This is a genomic window from Mesorhizobium sp. 1M-11 (assembly GCF_001303895.1).
GTDB lineage: Bacteria > Pseudomonadota > Alphaproteobacteria > Rhizobiales > Rhizobiaceae > Mesorhizobium.
On the sequence record NZ_LJSD01000071.1, the window covers coordinates 1 to 17,330 of the forward strand.

Annotated in this window: 16 protein-coding genes and 1 pseudogene; 4 read left to right on the forward strand and 13 right to left on the reverse strand. The window is 61.8% G+C overall.

Annotated elements, in window-relative coordinates; all coding sequences use genetic code 11:
• Positions 1-169 precede the first annotated feature (169 nt).
• Both istA and istB read left to right on the forward strand, forming a co-directional pair.
• The gene (gene istA, locus AO692_RS27715; protein ID WP_054310055.1) at positions 170-1,705 is read left to right on the forward strand and encodes an IS21 family transposase; all 1,536 of its coding nucleotides are present in this window, start codon (positions 170-172) and stop codon (positions 1,703-1,705) included.
• Between the two features lie 14 nt (positions 1,706-1,719).
• A complete protein-coding gene (istB, locus tag AO692_RS27720; protein WP_054310052.1) occupies positions 1,720-2,475 on the forward strand; it encodes an IS21-like element helper ATPase IstB in 756 nt (251 codons plus the stop codon).
• 63 nt (positions 2,476-2,538) lie between these two features.
• Here the strand turns inward: istB and AO692_RS32505 are convergent, their stop codons facing one another.
• From AO692_RS32505 to AO692_RS27735, 4 genes are all read right to left on the reverse strand, one after another.
• The gene (locus tag AO692_RS32505; RefSeq protein WP_082407593.1) at positions 2,539-3,315 is read right to left on the reverse strand and encodes a TniQ family protein; all 777 of its coding nucleotides are present in this window, start codon (positions 3,313-3,315) and stop codon (positions 2,539-2,541) included.
• Positions 3,245-4,126 carry a TniB family NTP-binding protein gene (locus AO692_RS27725; protein ID WP_054313279.1) on the reverse strand — a complete coding sequence of 294 codons (882 nt, stop codon included), beginning with the start codon at positions 4,124-4,126 and terminating at the stop codon, positions 3,245-3,247. The genes AO692_RS32505 and AO692_RS27725 overlap by 71 nt, the downstream gene beginning before the upstream one ends.
• A 6-nt stretch (positions 4,127-4,132) precedes the next feature.
• Entirely contained in the window at positions 4,133-5,749 is a 1,617-nt protein-coding gene (locus AO692_RS27730; protein WP_054313280.1) for a Mu transposase C-terminal domain-containing protein, read from the reverse strand.
• A gap of 336 nt (positions 5,750-6,085) precedes the next feature.
• The gene (locus AO692_RS27735; RefSeq protein ID WP_054313281.1) at positions 6,086-6,661 is read right to left on the reverse strand and encodes a peroxiredoxin-like family protein; all 576 of its coding nucleotides are present in this window, start codon (positions 6,659-6,661) and stop codon (positions 6,086-6,088) included.
• Positions 6,662-6,783: 122 nt separating this feature from the next.
• Between AO692_RS27735 and AO692_RS27740 the strand changes: the two genes are divergently transcribed.
• On the forward strand, positions 6,784-7,374 hold the full coding sequence (locus tag AO692_RS27740) for a TetR/AcrR family transcriptional regulator (protein WP_082407594.1): 591 nt from the start codon (positions 6,784-6,786) through the stop codon (positions 7,372-7,374).
• Positions 7,371-8,474: an FAD-dependent oxidoreductase gene (locus tag AO692_RS27745; RefSeq protein WP_054313283.1), complete on the forward strand. Its 1,104-nt coding sequence runs from the start codon at positions 7,371-7,373 to the stop codon at positions 8,472-8,474. The genes AO692_RS27740 and AO692_RS27745 overlap by 4 nt, the downstream gene beginning before the upstream one ends.
• A 29-nt stretch (positions 8,475-8,503) precedes the next feature.
• Here the strand turns inward: AO692_RS27745 and AO692_RS27750 are convergent, their stop codons facing one another.
• From AO692_RS27750 to merBA, 9 genes and pseudogenes are all read right to left on the reverse strand, one after another.
• Positions 8,504-10,555, reverse strand: coding sequence for an adenylate/guanylate cyclase domain-containing protein (locus tag AO692_RS27750; RefSeq protein ID WP_054313284.1), 2,052 nt, complete (start codon positions 10,553-10,555; stop codon positions 8,504-8,506).
• A 72-nt stretch (positions 10,556-10,627) separates the two neighbouring features.
• A complete protein-coding gene (locus tag AO692_RS27755) occupies positions 10,628-11,287 on the reverse strand; it encodes a DUF3047 domain-containing protein (RefSeq protein ID WP_054313285.1) in 660 nt (219 codons plus the stop codon).
• Positions 11,288-11,458: 171 nt separating this feature from the next.
• Positions 11,459-12,115 carry a DUF1109 domain-containing protein gene (locus tag AO692_RS27760; protein WP_244483513.1) on the reverse strand — a complete coding sequence of 219 codons (657 nt, stop codon included), beginning with the start codon at positions 12,113-12,115 and terminating at the stop codon, positions 11,459-11,461.
• A 2-nt stretch (positions 12,116-12,117) separates the two neighbouring features.
• Positions 12,118-12,687, reverse strand: a complete 570-nt coding sequence (locus AO692_RS27765; protein ID WP_200911799.1) for a sigma-70 family RNA polymerase sigma factor — start codon at positions 12,685-12,687, stop codon at positions 12,118-12,120.
• Positions 12,688-12,919: 232 nt separating this feature from the next.
• The gene (locus AO692_RS27770; protein ID WP_082407613.1) at positions 12,920-13,696 is read right to left on the reverse strand and encodes a lipo-like protein; all 777 of its coding nucleotides are present in this window, start codon (positions 13,694-13,696) and stop codon (positions 12,920-12,922) included.
• Positions 13,697-13,728: 32 nt separating this feature from the next.
• Positions 13,729-14,034, reverse strand: a pseudogene (locus tag AO692_RS33950) (DUF6789 family protein).
• A 3-nt stretch (positions 14,035-14,037) separates the two neighbouring features.
• Complete coding sequence (locus AO692_RS33790; protein ID WP_244483515.1) at positions 14,038-14,241, reverse strand: hypothetical protein; 204 nt, start codon at positions 14,239-14,241, stop codon at positions 14,038-14,040.
• 9 nt (positions 14,242-14,250) lie between these two features.
• Entirely contained in the window at positions 14,251-14,760 is a 510-nt protein-coding gene (locus AO692_RS27780; RefSeq protein ID WP_054313379.1) for an RNA polymerase sigma factor, read from the reverse strand.
• Positions 14,761-15,064: 304 nt separating this feature from the next.
• Positions 15,065-17,329 (reverse strand): bifunctional organomercurial lyase/mercury(II) reductase MerBA, encoded by a 2,265-nt coding sequence (gene merBA, locus AO692_RS27785; RefSeq protein WP_054313287.1) that lies wholly within the window; start codon positions 17,327-17,329, stop codon positions 15,065-15,067.
• Between the last annotated feature and the right edge of the window lies 1 nt (position 17,330).

A 17,330-nucleotide genomic window follows, 5' to 3' on the forward strand; every position in this document is an offset into this window, starting at 1 on the left:
TGCGGATTCCGACGTTATCCGGCCGGGCATTCCAACTTGAAGCCGGCCACCATTCCGGAATGAAGCCGGCCAGCATTCCGATCAATATCCGGCCGCTTTGAGGGACTGAAGACGCACCACCTGGGTCAGCAACTTTGGCATGACGGACCTTTTCAACAAGGGACGGGCGATGCCGGCAAAGAGAAGGCTGACCATGAGACAATTACGACAGATGCTGCGGCTTGCCGGCGATGGCACGAGCAGCCGCGAGATCGCGCAGATGCTGGGCATCGCGCGCAGCACCGTGCAGGACAATCTGAAGCGCGCGACCGCGGCGGGGTTGCGTTGGCCGCTGTCTGGCGACCTAACCGACGATGCGCTGGAGAACCGGCTGTTTGCTCGCGCCGGGGTCAGGCAGGGCCAGCGCCGCCTGCCCGAGCCGAACTGGGCGGATCTTGCGCTGGAGCTGAAGAAGCCCGGCGTCACGCTGATGCTCCTGTGGGAGGAGTATCGCACCGTCCACCCCGGTGGCTACGGCTACAGTCGTTTCTGTGACCTGTTCCGCGGCTTCGAGAAGCGTTTGTCGCCGACCATGCGCCAGGAACATGTCGTCGGCGACAAGGTCTTCGTGGACTATTCCGGCAAGAAGCTCTCGATCGCCGATCCGCTGACCGGCGAGATCCGCGAGGCGGAGATCTTCGTCGGCGTCCTCGGGGCGTCGGGCTTCACCTATGCGGAAGCGACCTGGACGCAGGCGCTGCCGGATTGGATCGGCGCGCATGTGCGCATGTTCAACTTCTTCGGCGGTGTCCCGCGCCTGATCGTGCCCGACAACCTGAAGTCCGGCGTCAATCATGCCTCCTTCTATGACCCCGAGATCAACCGCAGCTACGGCATGATGGCCTCTCATTATGGTGTCGGCGTGCTGCCGGCTCGGCCGCGACGGCCGAAGGACAAGGCCAAGGTCGAGAACGGGGTTCGCTTTGCCCAGACCTGCATCCTCGGCCGGCTGCGGCGGCAGACCTTCTTCTCGCTGGCCGAGGCCAACGCGGCGATCGCCGGGGCGCTCGATCGCATCAACGACCATGTCATGCGCCGCCTCGGTGTCAGCCGCCGCCATCTGTTCGAGACCGTGGAACGACCCGTTCTGACCAGCCTGCCGGTGCAGGGCTACGAGTTTGCAGAATGGCGTCTGGCGCGCGTCGCCACTGACTACCATGTCGAGTTCAAGGACTTCTTCTATTCCGTGCCGCATGGCCTCATTCGTCAGCAGGTCGATATCCGCGCGACGAGCAGGACGATCGAGATCTTCCATCGCGGCAAGCGCGTCGCCGTTCACCAACGCCGCTATGGCGGTCGCCGCTACGGCACCAACCCCGATCACATGCCCAGCTCTCATCGCCGCTACGCCGAGTGGACGCCGATGCGCTTCCGCCGCTGGGCGGCGTCGATCGGGCCGCAGACGGAAGGCCTGATCATCGCCATTCTGGCAAGCCGCCCGCATCCCGAACAGGGTTTCCGGACATGCCTGGGCGTTCTGCGCCTCTATCGCGATCTCAGCCATGAACGCGCCGAGGCGGTCTCGGCGCGTGCCGTCGAGATCGGCGGGCTGACCTGCAAGAGCATCGCCGCCCTCATCACCAACCACAAGGCCGCCCGAGCCGGTGCCGGTGCCGGCGCCATCATCGATCACGCCAATCTGCGTGGTCCCGGCTACTTCCATTGAGGAGACAACAGATCATGCTGACCCATCCCACCCTCGACATGCTGCGCGACCTTGGCCTGCACGGTATGGCCAAAGGCTTCCAGGACCTCGACGCCCAAGCGGAAGCGCGCACCCTCGATCATGGCGAATGGCTCGCCATTCTGCTCGAGCAGGAAGCGACACTTCGCCGCCAGAAGCGCTTCGAAGCCCGTGCCCGCGCGGCAAGGTTGCGTCATGATGCGCAGGTCGAAGATGTCGACTTCCGTACCGAGCGAGGCCTCGACCGCGCGCTGTTCCTCAAGCTCGCTGGCTGCGACTGGATCCGCCAGCGGCATGGGCTCCTGATCATAGGACCGGCCGGCGTCGGCAAGAGCTGGCTTGCCTGTGCCCTCGGCCACAAGGCCTGCCGCGAGGACTTCTCCGTCGCCTATCATCGCGCGCCACGGCTCTTCGCCGCTCTTGCCCTAGCACGGGGCGACGGCCGTTATGCCCGGATGCTGAAGGCGCTGGCCCGGACCGATCTGCTCATCCTCGACGACTGGGGCCCCGAAAAGCTCAGCGACGATCAGCGCCGTGATCTCCTCGAGATCATCGAGGACCGATACGAGCGGCGCTCGACCATCGTCACCAGCCAGGTTCCCGTCGATCGCTGGTACGAGATCATCGGCAATCCCACCATCGCCGACGCCATTCTCGACCGCCTCGTGCACAATGCTTACCGCATCGAACTGGGTGGCGAGAGCATGCGAAAACAGCGAGCCGTCGCCATGCCGCAAACCGCTCAGGCTTGACCCGAAACGAAACTCGAACCAAACCTCAACAACGACCCAGGTGATGTCCAAAGGTGGCCGGCTTCAAATCGGAATCCCGGCCGGAATGAAATCGGAATGGGTGGCCGGTGATTGTTCGGAATCACTGGCCGGCTTCGTCGGAATTCGCAGGCAGACGGCGCCGAGAACTCTGAAGCGTTCAAGGCATGTATCTTGACTTATGTTTCTGGGAATACGGCGCATAAGTAGTAGTCGCGCTATTTCGGATGGGTTTGCCCAGCTTTGAACACCTTCCTCGCTCTCGGTTTCGAATAGCCTCTGGCCGTTGAGAGCTTGGTTCCAGTAGCGGCATAGAGGGGAGGGGCCATGAGTTTCGGATTTATCGAGCAGGCGTCCTGCGCACAGCGGACATGTGAGGCGCCATCCTTGCAATTGGCTTCGTCGCGTTCCCGCTCGTATGGTCCCGCAGTCGCTGCCAGTACACGCCGGGCAGAACTGGATCGGTTCGGCGGCAAGCATTCTTCGCGTTGATTGCGAGACTGTTGCAAAGCTCATACTACGGATAGCCTTAGGTTCCATTCGGAACATATGGGAAAGCCGAACAGCCTGCTCATCGTTCAGATGGAGATCGATTGCCCGCAACGATCCCGCGGTCGGCAGGCAATGCTGCAGCATGATGATCGGCGGGACGCCATAGAAAGCAGCATGCCGGTCGATCCATGACGACAGAAGTTCGTCGACCACTGGTGCCAATACGACCGGCAATTGCCGGTTCGGGATGGGTCCTTCCTCATGCGAAAGCGGCTTCCACATCGAACTCTGGATGCCATTTTTCGACTGCTTCGTCGGTGAACTGCTCATGCCCGTTCTCGATTGCCTCGACAGCGAGGCTGTTGATCATGTGGAAGATGCTGGCCGTGACGCCTTCCGTGATCTGCAGTATTCGGCGCAACGATTTCGGTGTGAGGACGGATGGACGACGCAGTGGCGTGTTTCGCAATATTGATGCCACAAGGGTCTCGAACTGCTCGTTTGCTGACCATCTGGTCAATGTGAACTGCTCGAACCGGCGCGCCAATTGAACATCGCCGCCGATCGCCTCGCGCGCGTCATTGACGCCAAAACAAACGAGCGAGATCTGGAGGCGGTTGCTCAGGAAGCGAAGCGTGTTCAAAACGATCCGCTGTTCTCGATATGAGCCGGCCAGGATGTTATGCACTTCGTCGATGACGAGCACCTGAACGCCAATTGCCTCCATGATCCTCAATGCCGCCTGCTCCATCTGGGCGATGTCGGCACGTGGTCGTTGCGGCGCGCCCAGAAGGGTGAGCAGTTCGGCATAGAACCGTCGCTCTCCCGGCCGGCTGGTCATTTCCATCGCAAGAACGGGCGTTCTCAAGGTTCCGGTCACGGAATTGAAGCTTGGCGGATGATCGTCCCTGAACCTCTTCATGATCATGGTTTTGCCCATGCCGCTATCGCCGTAGACAGCTACCGATGGCATTCGCGTGCCACGCGGGTGATCGAGGAGCAGGCTCAAACGATCGAGAGCCTGTTTGGCTCGTGGATAGAGAACCCAACGACGCGATCGTATTGCACGAATGCGCCGCTCATCGCTTTCAGCAAGGAGGGCTGCGGCGCCAGCGGTCAGATGGGAATTTTCATCATCCATATCAGTTCAATCCGTATCCTCGACAAAGGGTACAGGTTTGCTGGAATCGACGCCGCGAAGCGAGCCCCAGCCGCTGTCATCCACCTTCGATTTCGAACCACTTGTATTCTGCCGTCGCGCTGCGGCCGTTTTCTTCGCCGCGGTATCAACCAGTTCACGCTGCGCCATGACCGTGCTAACGATCGTACGCGTATTGACTTCTCGGCGCCCCATTTCCAGCAAAGTGCGCCGGGCTGTCTTCGCTTCCCGGAGAGTTACCGACGGCAAGGTCACGTCGGCATAGCGTGCCTCGACAAAATTTCCCGAGGGACGCCGCACGAAGATGCGTGACATGTCACGCGGATCATATTTGACGAGAAGGCGACGTTTGGAACGGCCGACATCAGCGCTCAGGGCAGGTGACCAATAGCGCAAGCCGAACAGATGAATGCCGTCAGGTCGCAGGGTGCGTTCCTCCTCGGGCAGAAATGTCAGCCAGAAGTGCATCCGATCCTGAGGCAGTCGAAGTGGAATTTCGTTCTCGCGCTCCCGCCAGACAGCAATCGGCGGCCGGCCCAGACTGCTATGGATCGACTGATGATACGAGCCGACAATTTCGAGTGCGATATAGCGCTCGAGTTCGCGCAACGTTAGAGCCGAATGTCGCCGCGAATCGTATTTGCCACGCTCTTCTACGTTGCTGAATGTTGTCCCAGGCAGCAGGCGTAGCGCGCCCATCTGGGTTCCGATGATGCGTTCTATGTGGCCACCAAAATGCGGCTCGCCTGGCGGCCGCCATTCGATCTTCATTCCTGCGTCCTGACACCCACGCTCGAAGGCGCGGCTGCGGAAGTCGGCGCCATTGTCAACGTGCAGCGTTTCCGGGAGACCGGCGACAGGCCAGGGTTCGTTGATCTCTCGTTCCCGCAGCCAGGCTGATTTGTCGAATACGGAATGCAGCAGGCAAAGACTGGTCGACAACCGGGACGGCGCTTCCATCGTTAAATGGAAGCCGGTCACCATGCGGCTGCAAATGTCCAGGGCCAGTGTGAGCCACGGACGACCGATGGGCGCACGTGTTTCCTCGTCCACAACAAACACATCGGCTTCCGTGTGGTCGATCTGTACAATTTCCAGCGGGCGCGCCGTGCGGAACTCCCCAGGCGTTGCCGTAGTCGCCTTTATGATCTTGGTCTCGCCACGCCATTTGGCGCGCTTTTGCAGGTCGACGTCGTCGAGGCGAGCCTTGATCGTGCGCCAGTTCGGCGGCCCGAGCCCAGCCGATATACAATTGGCTTGGACTTCGCGGACCAGTCGCGAGAACGGTGGACGGTTTTGCTTCAGATAGACAGCCGCGATCGTCGTGCGGATGATTTCCTGTCGTTGCTCGTCGAGGGTTCGAAATCCCTTGCGGCGTCCGCGCTTGCGATCCAGTAGAGACGTTACCGTCCCGCCTTCACGAAACAACTTGATCAGACGGTAGGTCGTAGCCCGGCTCAAACCAAGCTCAGCGGCGAGTCCATCAACACTGTTGGGCTCTGAGCCGCCTGGCCTTACCTGTAGAAAATCACGGATGGCATCTGCGCGGCGGCACGCCTCATCCCAACGTTGTTCGTCAACTTCGGCGGAAGACGGATCGTTCATGATCACAGAAACTCGGATCAGTGTTGCGAATCCAGATTCGCATACTAAGTGCAGTAAGCCAAGCCGAATTCTCAAATTAAGTACAATGTCTCAATTTAAGTGCAAGGCTAAGCCGCTGAAATTGCTGAAATGCGAGTCTCATGATCAAGTGCAGTGTGACACTCAGTGGGGTCGAGATACCCCCTTGCAAGCAATGCCAGGACAAGGATTGCTGCCAAAAGAAGAACTGCGCCAACGGTCTTCGTCCGGCGGCGAGCAACCCTAGTTCCATGCATGATTAGAGCGGCTTTCTTTACACGGGACGCCACTCACGGCGCCGGACGTTACGTTCTTGTTCTATTTCGCGGCGGCAGACTCAAAAGTTACTCCGTCGACCTCGCCGCGCGCCGGATAATTCGTCTTCAGGACGTAGTCGATCGCCCCGAGGATGTCGGAAAAATGAGGGCGCGCAAACGGCATGGTCTGGACGCTGCCAAAGAAAAGGGTGCCGTCAGGGCGCACCAGATAAAGTGCGGGTTCTGAAAATAGCTCCGGCTCCTCGATTCCAAGCGAGGTCTTTCCACGGCCGCGAGAGAGGTAGAGGCCCCATTCGCGCGCTACCGGCAGTGACAGGCCGTAACCTATGCGAAGCTGTGGCAATTGCCATTCGAGGTTCGTCATGACCGCGCGCTCCTCGACGTCTGTCGAGATCGCAACAACAGACACGCCCCGCCGATCGAACTCGCCGATCTTTGCGTCGAGGTCCTTGAGTTGGGTTTTGCAGACCGGACAATGCAGCCCGCGGTAGAAGACGACCAGGGAGAATGCTGTCGGCGTCTCGTTCCGAATGTCGTAGGTGCGTCCTCCGACAACCGGCACCCTAAGTTCAGGTACGGCCCGGCGCGGAACAAGGTGGGGAAATGCGGTGTTCATTGCAGACGTCCTTTCGACCCTGCGCCAAGCGGTAGAGGTTGTAGTTTTAGATCGACCGCTATAAAACGCGCACAGCTCCATTGCATTTGCAAGGGGCGGTGAGACGCAGAAGAGTTCACAAAATGGGGAGACCACGAACTTTTGATCAGCCGGCGGCGCTAGCGGCGGCGTTGGACCAGTTCTGGCGTCGCGGATACGAGGCAACATCCGTCCGCGATCTTGCCGGTGCAATGTCGATCACCGGCGCCAGCCTGTACAATGCCTTCGGAGACAAACGCTCCTTGTTCCGGCGCTGCCTGCACGCTTACGTGGACACATACGCGCGGAAACGCATCGCAGAACTCGACGCCAGCGATGATCCGATCCGTGGAATCCGGGCGTTCTTCGACGATCTCGTGAAGGCATCGTTGCGTGACCGTCGCGGCTGCCTTCTCGTCAATTCCGCGATGGAGGTCGCACCATGGGATGCCGAGTTCGCCACCTTGATCGAACAGTGCCTGCTGGAAATCGAGGATGGTTTCTATCGCGCGCTGAAACGGCTCCCGGTTTCAGGACCGCGTCAATCTCCGGGCAACGAACGGTCGACGGCAAGGCTGATGCTGTCCACAGTCATGGCATTGCGCGTGCTCGCCCGCGCGGGTGGTGAGGAGGAACGGCTGCGCAGCATCGCCAGATCCGCGGTTGCGCTGGCCGAAGGAGGTCCGCACCTGTGAACACACGCGTCGTGCTTGTCGGGGCTGGCCATGCCCACCTTCATCTCCTGAAGAACGTCACCTCCCTCATTCGGCTCGGGGCCGACGTCACCATCGTGGCACAGGATGACTTCTGGTATTCGGGTATGGCGACGGCTATGCTCGCCGGTCTCGTCAGCCCACACGAGGATCACGTCGACATAGCCCGACTCGTGGCCGGCACCGGCGCTGTGCTTTGCCGCGGCACCATGATCGGGCTTGATAAGGACACTCGGGAAGTGCTGCTCGACGATGGGAAGCGATTGGCCTTCGATCTCCTCTCGCTCAATCTCGGAAGTCGGCCGCCTCCGCTGCCGGCGCAAGGGCAAGTCGTCTATTCGGTGAAACCGGTTCGTTCGCTTGTCGAGCTGCGGCGTCGCATCGAGCAAGCCTGGCAATCCCGGATCAACGGTGTACTGCGCGTTGCGATCGTCGGTGGCGGCGTTACCGGTGTCGAGGTAGCCGCCAATCTTCGCGCTCTGGCTGACCTCCACCGGCAACAAATGCAAATCTGCATCTACAACCGATCCGAGCCATTGAAGCAGCTCCCACATGGTGCGGCGGCCGCGCTCCTGCGCCATCTTCGTAGATCGGGAATAGAGGTTCGCTGGCCGGTTTCCATCACGATGGCCGGAGCGAGTAGCGTCCATTTCGACGACGGGACGTCTGACGATTGCGATGTCGTCATCAATGCAACCGGCCTGGTTCCGCCCGACCTTACGCGCCGACTCGGGCTGCCGACCTGCGGCGACGGGGCGCTGGTCGTCGATGAGTACCTGAGATCGGCTGGGGACGCCTCGATCTTTGCCGCCGGCGACTGCGCGGCGTTGGGCGGGTTTTCCCTACCGCGCGTTGGCGTTTATGCCGTCAGGCAGGCGCCCGTCCTGCTTGCCAATCTCTGCGCAACGTTGTCCGATACACCGCTGACCGAATTCGTGCCGCAACGACGCTTCCTGTCCATCATTGGGCTAGGGCATACGTCCGCACTGATGCAGCGGGGTCCGCTCTGGTTCAAGGGGCCGCCAGCGCTGTGGCTCAAGCGCTGGATCGACCACCGGTTTGTCGAGGACCATCGGACCTGAGCAGGCCGAAAGGCTGTTGCATCGACATCCTATTTGGACTCCATGACCGTGACCGGCTGCCAGGTTTCATCCGGAGGTAGCTCATGCAGCGCACGGCAACGAGCGATCATCCGGCGAGATGGAGGATCATCGCCGCGAGCCGCCAGTGTCTCCTGGAACTTGCTCTCCGCGTCGCACCACCTTCTCGCCCTGTAGAGCTCAAGGCCGGCTTCGTACGGACCGATCCATGACGGCCTCTTCTCCCCGGACAAGCCGATAAGCTCGAAAATCGCGATGCCACCTTCGCGGCCGTAGACGGCGATGCGATCGAGCTCGCGCACGATGATGTTGGGGCCAGCAGCCTTGCGGACCTCCTCTCCCATTATGATGCCTGTCCCGTAGAGCTTGTTGGCGGTTTCGAGCCGGCTTGCTACATTCACCGCGTCGCCGATGGCGGTATAGCTAAGGTGTGTGGCAGACCCGATATTGCCGACGAGGGCGACCCCGCTGTTGATCCCGATCCGGACGATGAGCGCATTGCCCGCGTCGTCTCTCGGTCCCTTGAGTGCCACGGCCCGGCAGATTCCCAGTGCTGCCCTGCAAGCGGCAATGGCGTGATCGTGTCTTCCGCGCGGAGCGCCCCAGAAGGCCATCACGGCGTCGCCAATGAACTTGTCGATGGTGCCGCCCTCGGTTTCGATCGCCTGCGAGGCGAGGTCGAGGTAGCCACTGATCACCGGCACGATGTCCTTGCCGAGCCGTTCGGACATCCCGGTAAATCCCGCGATGTCGGCGAAAAGTATGGTGAGGGGTTTCATTTCCCCGCCGGGTCTTGCCTCAATGCCCTCCGTCACCAGCGTCCGGACGAGATCGGTGGGAATGTATTTCGCAAACGCGCTCAGTCCGGTTGCCATGCGAACCAATGCGGCGGAAAGCGTGTCGAGTTCGATCAGCCATGAACTCCGTTTCGCAATGCGGTTCAGTTCGAAGGTCTCGACAGCTCGCAGATCCTCAACGACCGCGCGAAGGGGCTCGGTTAGAAGACGTCGTGCAATCGTCACCGACACGATACCCGCCACCACAACGAGCGCCAGTAGCGTCAGGGCCAGGCGGGCAGTCGTGCGATCGATCTCAGCGAGAAACTCCGCTTCTGGAATGATGACGGCAACATGCCAGTCGAGGAAATCAAGCGGCGTCAGGGTCACGTTGTACGACACACCCTGATCGACAATGCGCACCCTGATCGCCTCGTCAGACGCGGCCTCCGTGCGGCTGGCAAGACGCTGACCGAGCTGATGCGCGACCCCGAGAAGGGGGTGACCGCCAAGATTGGCGCCATTGACCTCGTCGGCTGTCTTGTCCGGGCCGGCTACGATGTCGCCTCCGGACGACATGATGAAGGCGGCTCCGGTGCGGGCGACCTGAAGGAAGCCGAGGAAGCGTGACAGACGATCGAGTTCGATCATCGTGGCGAGCACGCCCTGACGTCTCTGGTAGACGTCGATGGGGCCCGCGAACGCGGCCGCCGAGCGCGTGGCAACCGGGTGTTCGGTGACGATGAACCACGCGGGCGCATTGGCCTTGATGGCCTGTTGGTACCAGGCATGGTCGGTGACGAGGTAGTCGGTCGGCTCGAACTTCCTCTGGTAGAACTCGATGTCGCCCGGCACGACCTTATAGCGGTCGACGCGCCGGGTCCTGGCGCCGTCCTTGACGTAGATCTCCATCATTTCCAGTTCGCCGTCGCCAAGCTTGTGGGAGGCGAAGAAGTTCGAATCGGGCCATCCGAAAGCGACCCACGAAAGCGCGGGCTGCGCTTGCAGTTGGGACAGGAAAACGAACTCGCGCTTGTCGGCCTGTCGCGTCTCGATCACGTTCTGCAGGAAGATTGTGCGAACCGCGCCGAACGCCGCTTCCGCGCTTGTGATGCGTCCCGCCACTTCGCTGCGCACCGTTTCGGTGATCTGGTGGTCGAGGGTCGCCACGAGAAGACGACTGTTGCTGTCGGCAGTTCGCCGCCACAGTACATGCACCGCTATCGCGCTGACGGCGATGCAGCACAACAGAAAGACCGAAATGGCGACGCTGACCCTTACCCGCATGTACCGCTCTGTCGCTTGCCGGGCGGACCGTTCCGTCGGAGCGATCCCTAAGCAAAGACGGAGTGAAGCTCATTATTCCGGACTAAACCAGATGTCACCGTAGAAGGTCTGTGCGCGCCCCTTGTGATCATCGGCGTCTGTCATGATCGCAACCGCATCGATCTCACCGATCTCCTCGCCGAAGACCCTCCGCAGGTCGTCCCGGACGTTGCGCTTGTATTGGACCCAGGAGCCGAGCCCCTTTTGCCCGCTATCGACCGCGATCAGGCGGACCTGAGCCGTGTAGGGGCTTGGCCACTCGCTTCCCGCGCCGTGTTGGCTCGCCCATACGTAGTTGAGAGCGAGAGAGCGGGCTCCCAGGAGGCCGCGTTCGACGACAACATAGATACGTGCCGGGAAGTCATCACCTGCCTTTTGCCCTTCGTCGATCCCCTCGAAAATATCGGTCACCTTCCAGGACCAGTTTAGGAACGGTGTTTTTGTCAGATCAATCCTGATCTCGCGGTAGCGGCCCGATGCTGCCGCATTCGTCGCCGCCGCGAGCACGACGGTTCGCTGACTGGTATCCTCGACGAGTTCGTAGCTTGTCTCGCCCTTGAAGGAGCGGCTGCTCCAGTCCGAGAGCGAACCTCGCGAAAAAGAGCCAACCGGGATGTCCTGGCTGTCCGCTCGCGCAGGCGGGAAGTTCACGACGATGACAGACAAGAGAATACAGATCAGCCTCACCGTCATTTCTCCTCGCTCCACTGCTCCGTCACGATCGCGGAGGTCTGCAGGTTAGTTCGGTTGTCAAGGACGGAAAGTTACATCACCGGGCAGCGACGTAGCCGTACTCCGGTTGAAAAGGTCGCGCGATCTTCGGGTGAGCTGTTGCCGGCGGCGAGCACGTGCAGCGGATCTAAGTCAGGCGCTCCCGACGTGCCGCCAGGCCAGTATCTGACGGCCTCCCCAGCCTGCAAGCAGGGACAGGAGCGCCACGCTCCCGAACTGCCAGACAAGAACCATGAGACTGGCATCCTGAGGATGGAACAGGCGCAACCCGACGTTTCCGAGAGCTGCGGCCGCCAGCGCGCCCAGTATGACGGTCAGTCGCGGGGCGATCGGCGCGCCCCTCCGCAGCATGACGACCATCGTCAAAGCCGGTATGGCGCCGACTACCGCAATTGCCGGTAGACAAACCCAATCGGGCGAGAGCCGCCAGGCCTCGTCGCCGAAGTTGAGCCAAGCCTGCCAACAGCCTTGTCCGAGGCTACCCAGCCATATGGCCAGCGATGGCGTGGGAAGCAACGCCACGGCTCGGCTGTGGCCAGGAACGATCAGACAGAACGCAGAGAACGCCGCTGCCACCGCGGTGGCGAGCGCGGCCACCTCTTCGATCAAGAACCGGGTATCGGTCAGCTTTGCGGCCAGGTCGTCCCGCGGCGACATCAGCACCACGACGGCTGCCACGCTGCACAGCGCGATCGACAGCCAGTGCAGAGCCCGGTTCCGTGGGGGCGCCAGACGGCGGATCGGCTGGTGGCGAGTCGCCAGGAGCTCAATCAGGTCATCTGTTTCCAAGTTCAAGTCCCTTTGCTCAGCACTTCGCGCAACGTCCCCATGGCTCTGTGCACGGCGATCTTCAGGGCGCCGACGCTCGTGCCGCTGACAGCTGCGGCCTCCTTCAGGGACATTTCGCGCAGCTTCAGCAACTCCATTGCCCGGCGTTGCTGGTTCGGCAGACCGTCAATGGCCCGCCGCAACGCCTCGGGATCGCGGTACACGTCCGTTGACATATTCGCTCCGGGATCCAAAAGGGTTTCGGGTACTTGCTCGACAATTTGCTCGTGCGCTGCCCGCCGGGCATGGCGGCGCACCGCATCTGCAATGCGATTGCGAGCGATTCCCATCAGCCAAGGTATGAAGGGCCGCTCGGGGTCGTAGGTCGCCCGGGCGGCGTGCAGCGACATCAGGATGTCCTGCACGACATCTTCCACGTCCTGGCGATTGTAAACGGGGTACTGCCGGCGAGCTGCTGCACGCAGCATCGGTGTGACTGCGCGAAGCAAGTCAAAATAGGCTTTGCCATCGCCGTCTTGCGCGAACCGCATGAGATCGGTGAGGCGCTGGCTCTTTTCGGGAGTCTCGGTCATTGGAGCGTCGACCTCTGCAATGGGCCGAGAAGCAAGCACTCATACGATCCTTGCCCTGGGACCGACCCGCCCAGATCTGGTCTGATGGAGGGTCGATGAGGAGCGCGCGTCTGGCCAGAGCCCGACCGTGCGGCACAGGCATGCGCCGCCCCGAGCCGATCCTTCGCACCGACCGCCCAGTGGTCGGAACGAGGACCGGGATGCTTTGCAAGACAAAAGCACGGCGAGGGCATCACAACCCTACCATCTGATCGACCTTTGCCCAGGTCAAGGTCCGGTAGTCGACTGTATGCATCAATGATGGCTTGATCACTGAAAAGTATGGCGACACGTCGAAGTCCCGCGGCACGAAAAGGCTATGATGGCGAATGTGATAGATTTCGCGCATACAATCGCGACAGTCCGGTACGGAGCCTACCTCAGCACTGATCACGGGCAGGATCGGAAAGCCAACCGACTGGAAAGCCTGGGCAATCAGCGTTGAGCAAATGGCTCGTGTCGGGTCGCCGCTACCCAGTGCCAGCATACGCCTCCTCCAAGGGGCCGGCACCGGCGGCGTCGGCAGAAGATAGCGTGCAAGGTCGACTACATTCTTGAGATCGTATCGGTCGCCTAGTCTGGCCAGCACGTAGTCGATCACGCGGAGGGCGTCCTCCGGAGCCAGCCCGGCTGGCCGACAGATGCGGAGGTGGTAGCCCTTGAGCTCATCAAGGGGAAATGCTCGTATCCCATGCTCGGTGTCAGCCTCAGCGAGAGCACGAACGCGCCCTTCTGCATCGACGCCACCGCGCTCGCCTACAAAGAGCGCCGCATGAGACCAGGTTGATTGGGTCAGGTACTTGATCGCGCCGCTGATACGCCGGTCGCCTTCGACCAGTACCACGTCCGCTGGCTGCAGAAGCTGACGCATTGCATCCAGGTCTGCCGCGGGGTGTGGGTACGGACCGCGAGCCCGAGCACTCAGATAGCGGGCCAGCAAAGCGCCTACTGCACGCGACAGACGATTCATGTCCATCCCTCCGGTCAACCGGGATCTCGGCGTCAGGCCGGCATCACCGCCTCGGCCGGCAGCATGCGGAACATGACGCCGAGCACAGCCCCCCAGATGAAGTGCAGGATGAGGGTCATGACCGGCGCCATCATACCAAGCGCCAACCCAAACAAGCCTGCGCCTGCCATCGGCATCGGCAGGATCATCATCAGCAACCACGCCGAAGGAGATGCCCTTCAATACAGCTCGGAGCCTGGCAGCTTCTCATAGAGGAGGGTGAACAGAACGCCCCACAATACCGTTCCAATCAGGAAATGGGCCAGCCAACCGATGCCGGCGCCGCCAATGCCCATCATGTCTTACGACATCTCACTCAACATCGAAATAACGTCGAGCTGCGGCATCACGCCCATCGCGGCTTTCATGATCATGAGCACGGACAGGACAATGGTCGCAGCAAAGCCGGCAATCATCGAGCGAACGTAGATATTCATGGTGATATCCTTCCTTTGGTTCGCGCCGTCGCTGATCAATGCCCCCCGCTGCAGGACATTCTCCGGCACGTGGGCTTCCTAATCGTTCAAATATTCGCGGATCATCAAACGGGCCCGGTGAATGCGGCTCTTGACGGCCTCGCGGGTCAGCCGCAGCTCGATTGCAATCTCACTGATCGAGAATTCTTGGATGTCTCGCAGAACGATAACGTCGCGGTATTTGTCCGGCAGCGAGTGGATTGCCGCGATCAGGTCTTGGCGTAATTCTGGGTCCGGCCGGAGGATGAAAATAGGATCATCGTCCGGCGGCAACGCGGCTTGGCCATGCATCCGCCGCCACAAGTGACCGCATTCGCGCCGGACGATTGAGAACACCCAAGCTGAAAACGATGTGACTGTGCGCAGCGCACCAATGCGCCGGTACACGAGCCACAGAGTCTCCTGTACGGCATCGTCGGCATCGCTCGCCCCAGCGCACTGCGTCTTTGCATACCGTCGGATGTCAGGTTGAGTGACGGCAAGGAGACGCTCCAACGCCAGGCGATCGCCATGCCGGGCGGCGTCGATCAGTGTGTCGCGTTTTTCCATAGGCCGCCTCATGTATCCGCGCCGCGCCAAGGTGGTGCCGTTAGCCATTGCGGGCCTCTTCAAGCAGTTAAATGCCAGGCCAATAATTTCGGCCTTTGCCTGATAGAGGCTCCCAAAAAGAAAAAGGGTTCGGCTAGGTGGAAAGAATACTATCACAGCTGCGTGATGAAGGCCCGCAGGCCATGCTCACATGGCAATCGGGTGCGTCGAGGAGCCCGGTATGGGCCGGTCCTGCAAATGCAGTCGGAACCGTTAAGTCGCCGTCTAGGATCACCAGCGCCACATTGTAATTTGCCGCGACCGATCAGCCGGCGCAGCACGACAGCTTTGTCACATCCTTGTCAAAGGCCAATGCCGCGAGTTTCAGGCCCTCGACGGTCGTGAGGTAGGGAAAGATCGTGTCCGCGAGATCGTCGATGGTGAGGCCCTTCCGGATCGCGAGCGTTGCGGTCTGGATGCTGTCGGCGCCCTCCGGTGCGAGGATATGCGCGCCGAGGAGGCGACCGCTTCCAGCGTCAGCGACGAGCTTGATGAGTCCGCGAGTGTCGCGGGCAGCAAGCGCACGCGGTATCTGGTCGAGACCAATCATAGAGACGCGGACGGCATGTCCGGCGGCGCGGGCCGCGGCCTCGGCCAGCCCGACGCTCGCTACCTGCGGGTCCGTGAACACGATGGCGGGCATTGCGCTATTGTCGTAGCGCAGGCTGTCGCCGTTGAGCGCATTCTTTGCCGCGAGCTTGGCGCCGTAGGCAGCCATGTAGACGAACTGGTCGCGACCGGTGACGTCGCCGGCGGCATAGACGCCAGCCTTGGTGGTTCGCATGCGGTCATCGACGACAATGCCGCCCTTCGGCGAGAGGGCGATGCCGTGCTCGGCGAGCCCAAGGCCTTCGATATTGGGCGTGCGCCCGGTGGTGATCAGCACGTGATCGGCATCGATCGTCGTGTTCTGGCCGCCGCGCGAAACATCGAGCGCAATGCCGTTCTCGGTCTTGTGGACCGCCCGGTAGGCGATGCCGGAGACGACTGTGATCCCCTCGTCTTGGAAGTATTTCGTCAGCGCCGCGCCGATCTCGGGCTCGGCCTCGGGGAGCAGGCGGGACCGGCAGACGAGCGTCACCTTGACACCGGCACGGGCGAACATCTGGGCGAGCTCCGTGCCGATATAGCCGCCGCCGATGACGAGCAGCGATTGGGGCAGCTCCTCGAGGTCGAGCGCCGTCGTGCTGGTCAGATACGGCACCGTGTCGATGCCGGGAATAGCGGGGACCGCCGGTCGTGCGCCGGTAGCGATGATGATCCTGCCGGCGGGAATGTGCGTTCCATCCACCGCGACGCCGCCGGCCACGAGGCGTGCCGGCCCGTCGCGATAGGCGATGCCGTAATAGGCCGGCAGCAGGTCAACATACTTGGCCTGGCGCAGATCGGAAAGCAGCGCGTCCTTCTGGCGGATGGTTCCGCGCCAGTCGGTCAGTTCGGCCTCCGCCGTGATGCCGGCGAAACGGGCTGCAGCCCGGGCGTTGTGGAGCGTCTCGGCGGCACGGATCAGGGTCTTCGACGGCACGCAGCCGATATTGACGCACGTGCCCCCGATGGTGCCGCTGCCGATGAGCGCCACCTGCGCGCCCTGGTCGGCGGCCGTGATCGCCGCAGAGAAGCCGGCTGACCCGGCGCCGATCACGATGAGGTCGTAGGCACCCCTATTGCCACGGTTCTTGCGGACGGGGCGGTCCCTCACTGCCGTGCTTGCCAATGTCGGCTCACCCGGCGGGCGCGGCGCTGTCTCGGGGCCGGCGAGGCTCGGCCCGAAAAGAGCGCGGCCGGCCTCCAGCCCTTCCTCGGTCGACAGTCGAAATCCGGGCTCGCCTGCGGAACGTTCGCGGTGCCACGCGGCGAGGTGATCATCTGAACAGAAGAACGACGTTGCCGCGCATAGCGAGTTCGCGGCGCATCCGCCTTCATAGCGGACGCTGAGCCATACGACCGCCGTCACTGGAGCAACGTCGGCCAGCGCCCGTCCTTCGTCGTGCGTGGTGATCCGGATCGGTGTACCGCAATGGCGGCAGCGCGAGGCAATCGTGATGTCGCGACCGGTCATGGCGCCGATGCCGAGCGCGTCGACCGCGCACATGGCATTGAGAACGCGCCCGTCCAGCATTACCTGATGACCCGTGTCCTGGTCAGTGAAGGGATAGGCGCCGACGATCCGCTCGCCGTCGAGAACGACCAAATCGCGGCGGCGGAGCTCTTGCAGCAGAGGCCGGATAGCAGTCTCACTCAAGCCGGCGCGCTCGGCGAGCGCGCCAATGGCCGGGGCGCGTCCATCTTCGGCGTAGAACTGAAGCAACGCAACGCGCACGCGATCCGTGGCGGGATCATAGCCGCTCCAGCGATTGAGCACATGGTCGGAGCCGACCATAGCCAGAAGGGCCTCCTTCACCACGGGCGACGAAACCACCGACCAGTCCGGAAACGTCACACCCGGCCGCACCGCAAAGCTCGGCAGCGTCGCGGGAGCGGAAGCAGTCACGTTGTTCCGGGACGAGGAGGATGCACAGCAATCGTTCATG

Coding starts and splice junctions, on each gene's coding strand:
- merBA (WP_054313287.1), bottom strand. CDS start 17,329: ATGAACGATTGCTGTGCATCCTCCTCGTCCCGGAACAACGTGACTGCT.
- istB (WP_054310052.1), top strand. CDS start 1,720: ATGCTGACCCATCCCACCCTCGACATGCTGCGCGACCTTGGCCTGCAC.
- AO692_RS27780 (WP_054313379.1), bottom strand. CDS start 14,760: ATGGAAAAACGCGACACACTGATCGACGCCGCCCGGCATGGCGATCGC.
- istA (WP_054310055.1), top strand. CDS start 170: ATGCCGGCAAAGAGAAGGCTGACCATGAGACAATTACGACAGATGCTG.
- AO692_RS27750 (WP_054313284.1), bottom strand. CDS start 10,555: ATGCGGGTAAGGGTCAGCGTCGCCATTTCGGTCTTTCTGTTGTGCTGC.
- AO692_RS27740 (WP_082407594.1), top strand. CDS start 6,784: ATGGGGAGACCACGAACTTTTGATCAGCCGGCGGCGCTAGCGGCGGCG.
- AO692_RS27755 (WP_054313285.1), bottom strand. CDS start 11,287: ATGACGGTGAGGCTGATCTGTATTCTCTTGTCTGTCATCGTCGTGAAC.
- AO692_RS27765 (WP_200911799.1), bottom strand. CDS start 12,687: ATGACCGAGACTCCCGAAAAGAGCCAGCGCCTCACCGATCTCATGCGG.
- AO692_RS27730 (WP_054313280.1), bottom strand. CDS start 5,749: ATGAACGATCCGTCTTCCGCCGAAGTTGACGAACAACGTTGGGATGAG.
- AO692_RS27725 (WP_054313279.1), bottom strand. CDS start 4,126: ATGGATGATGAAAATTCCCATCTGACCGCTGGCGCCGCAGCCCTCCTT.
- AO692_RS32505 (WP_082407593.1), bottom strand. CDS start 3,315: ATGAGCAGTTCACCGACGAAGCAGTCGAAAAATGGCATCCAGAGTTCG.
- AO692_RS27770 (WP_082407613.1), bottom strand. CDS start 13,696: ATGAATCGTCTGTCGCGTGCAGTAGGCGCTTTGCTGGCCCGCTATCTG.
- AO692_RS27735 (WP_054313281.1), bottom strand. CDS start 6,661: ATGAACACCGCATTTCCCCACCTTGTTCCGCGCCGGGCCGTACCTGAA.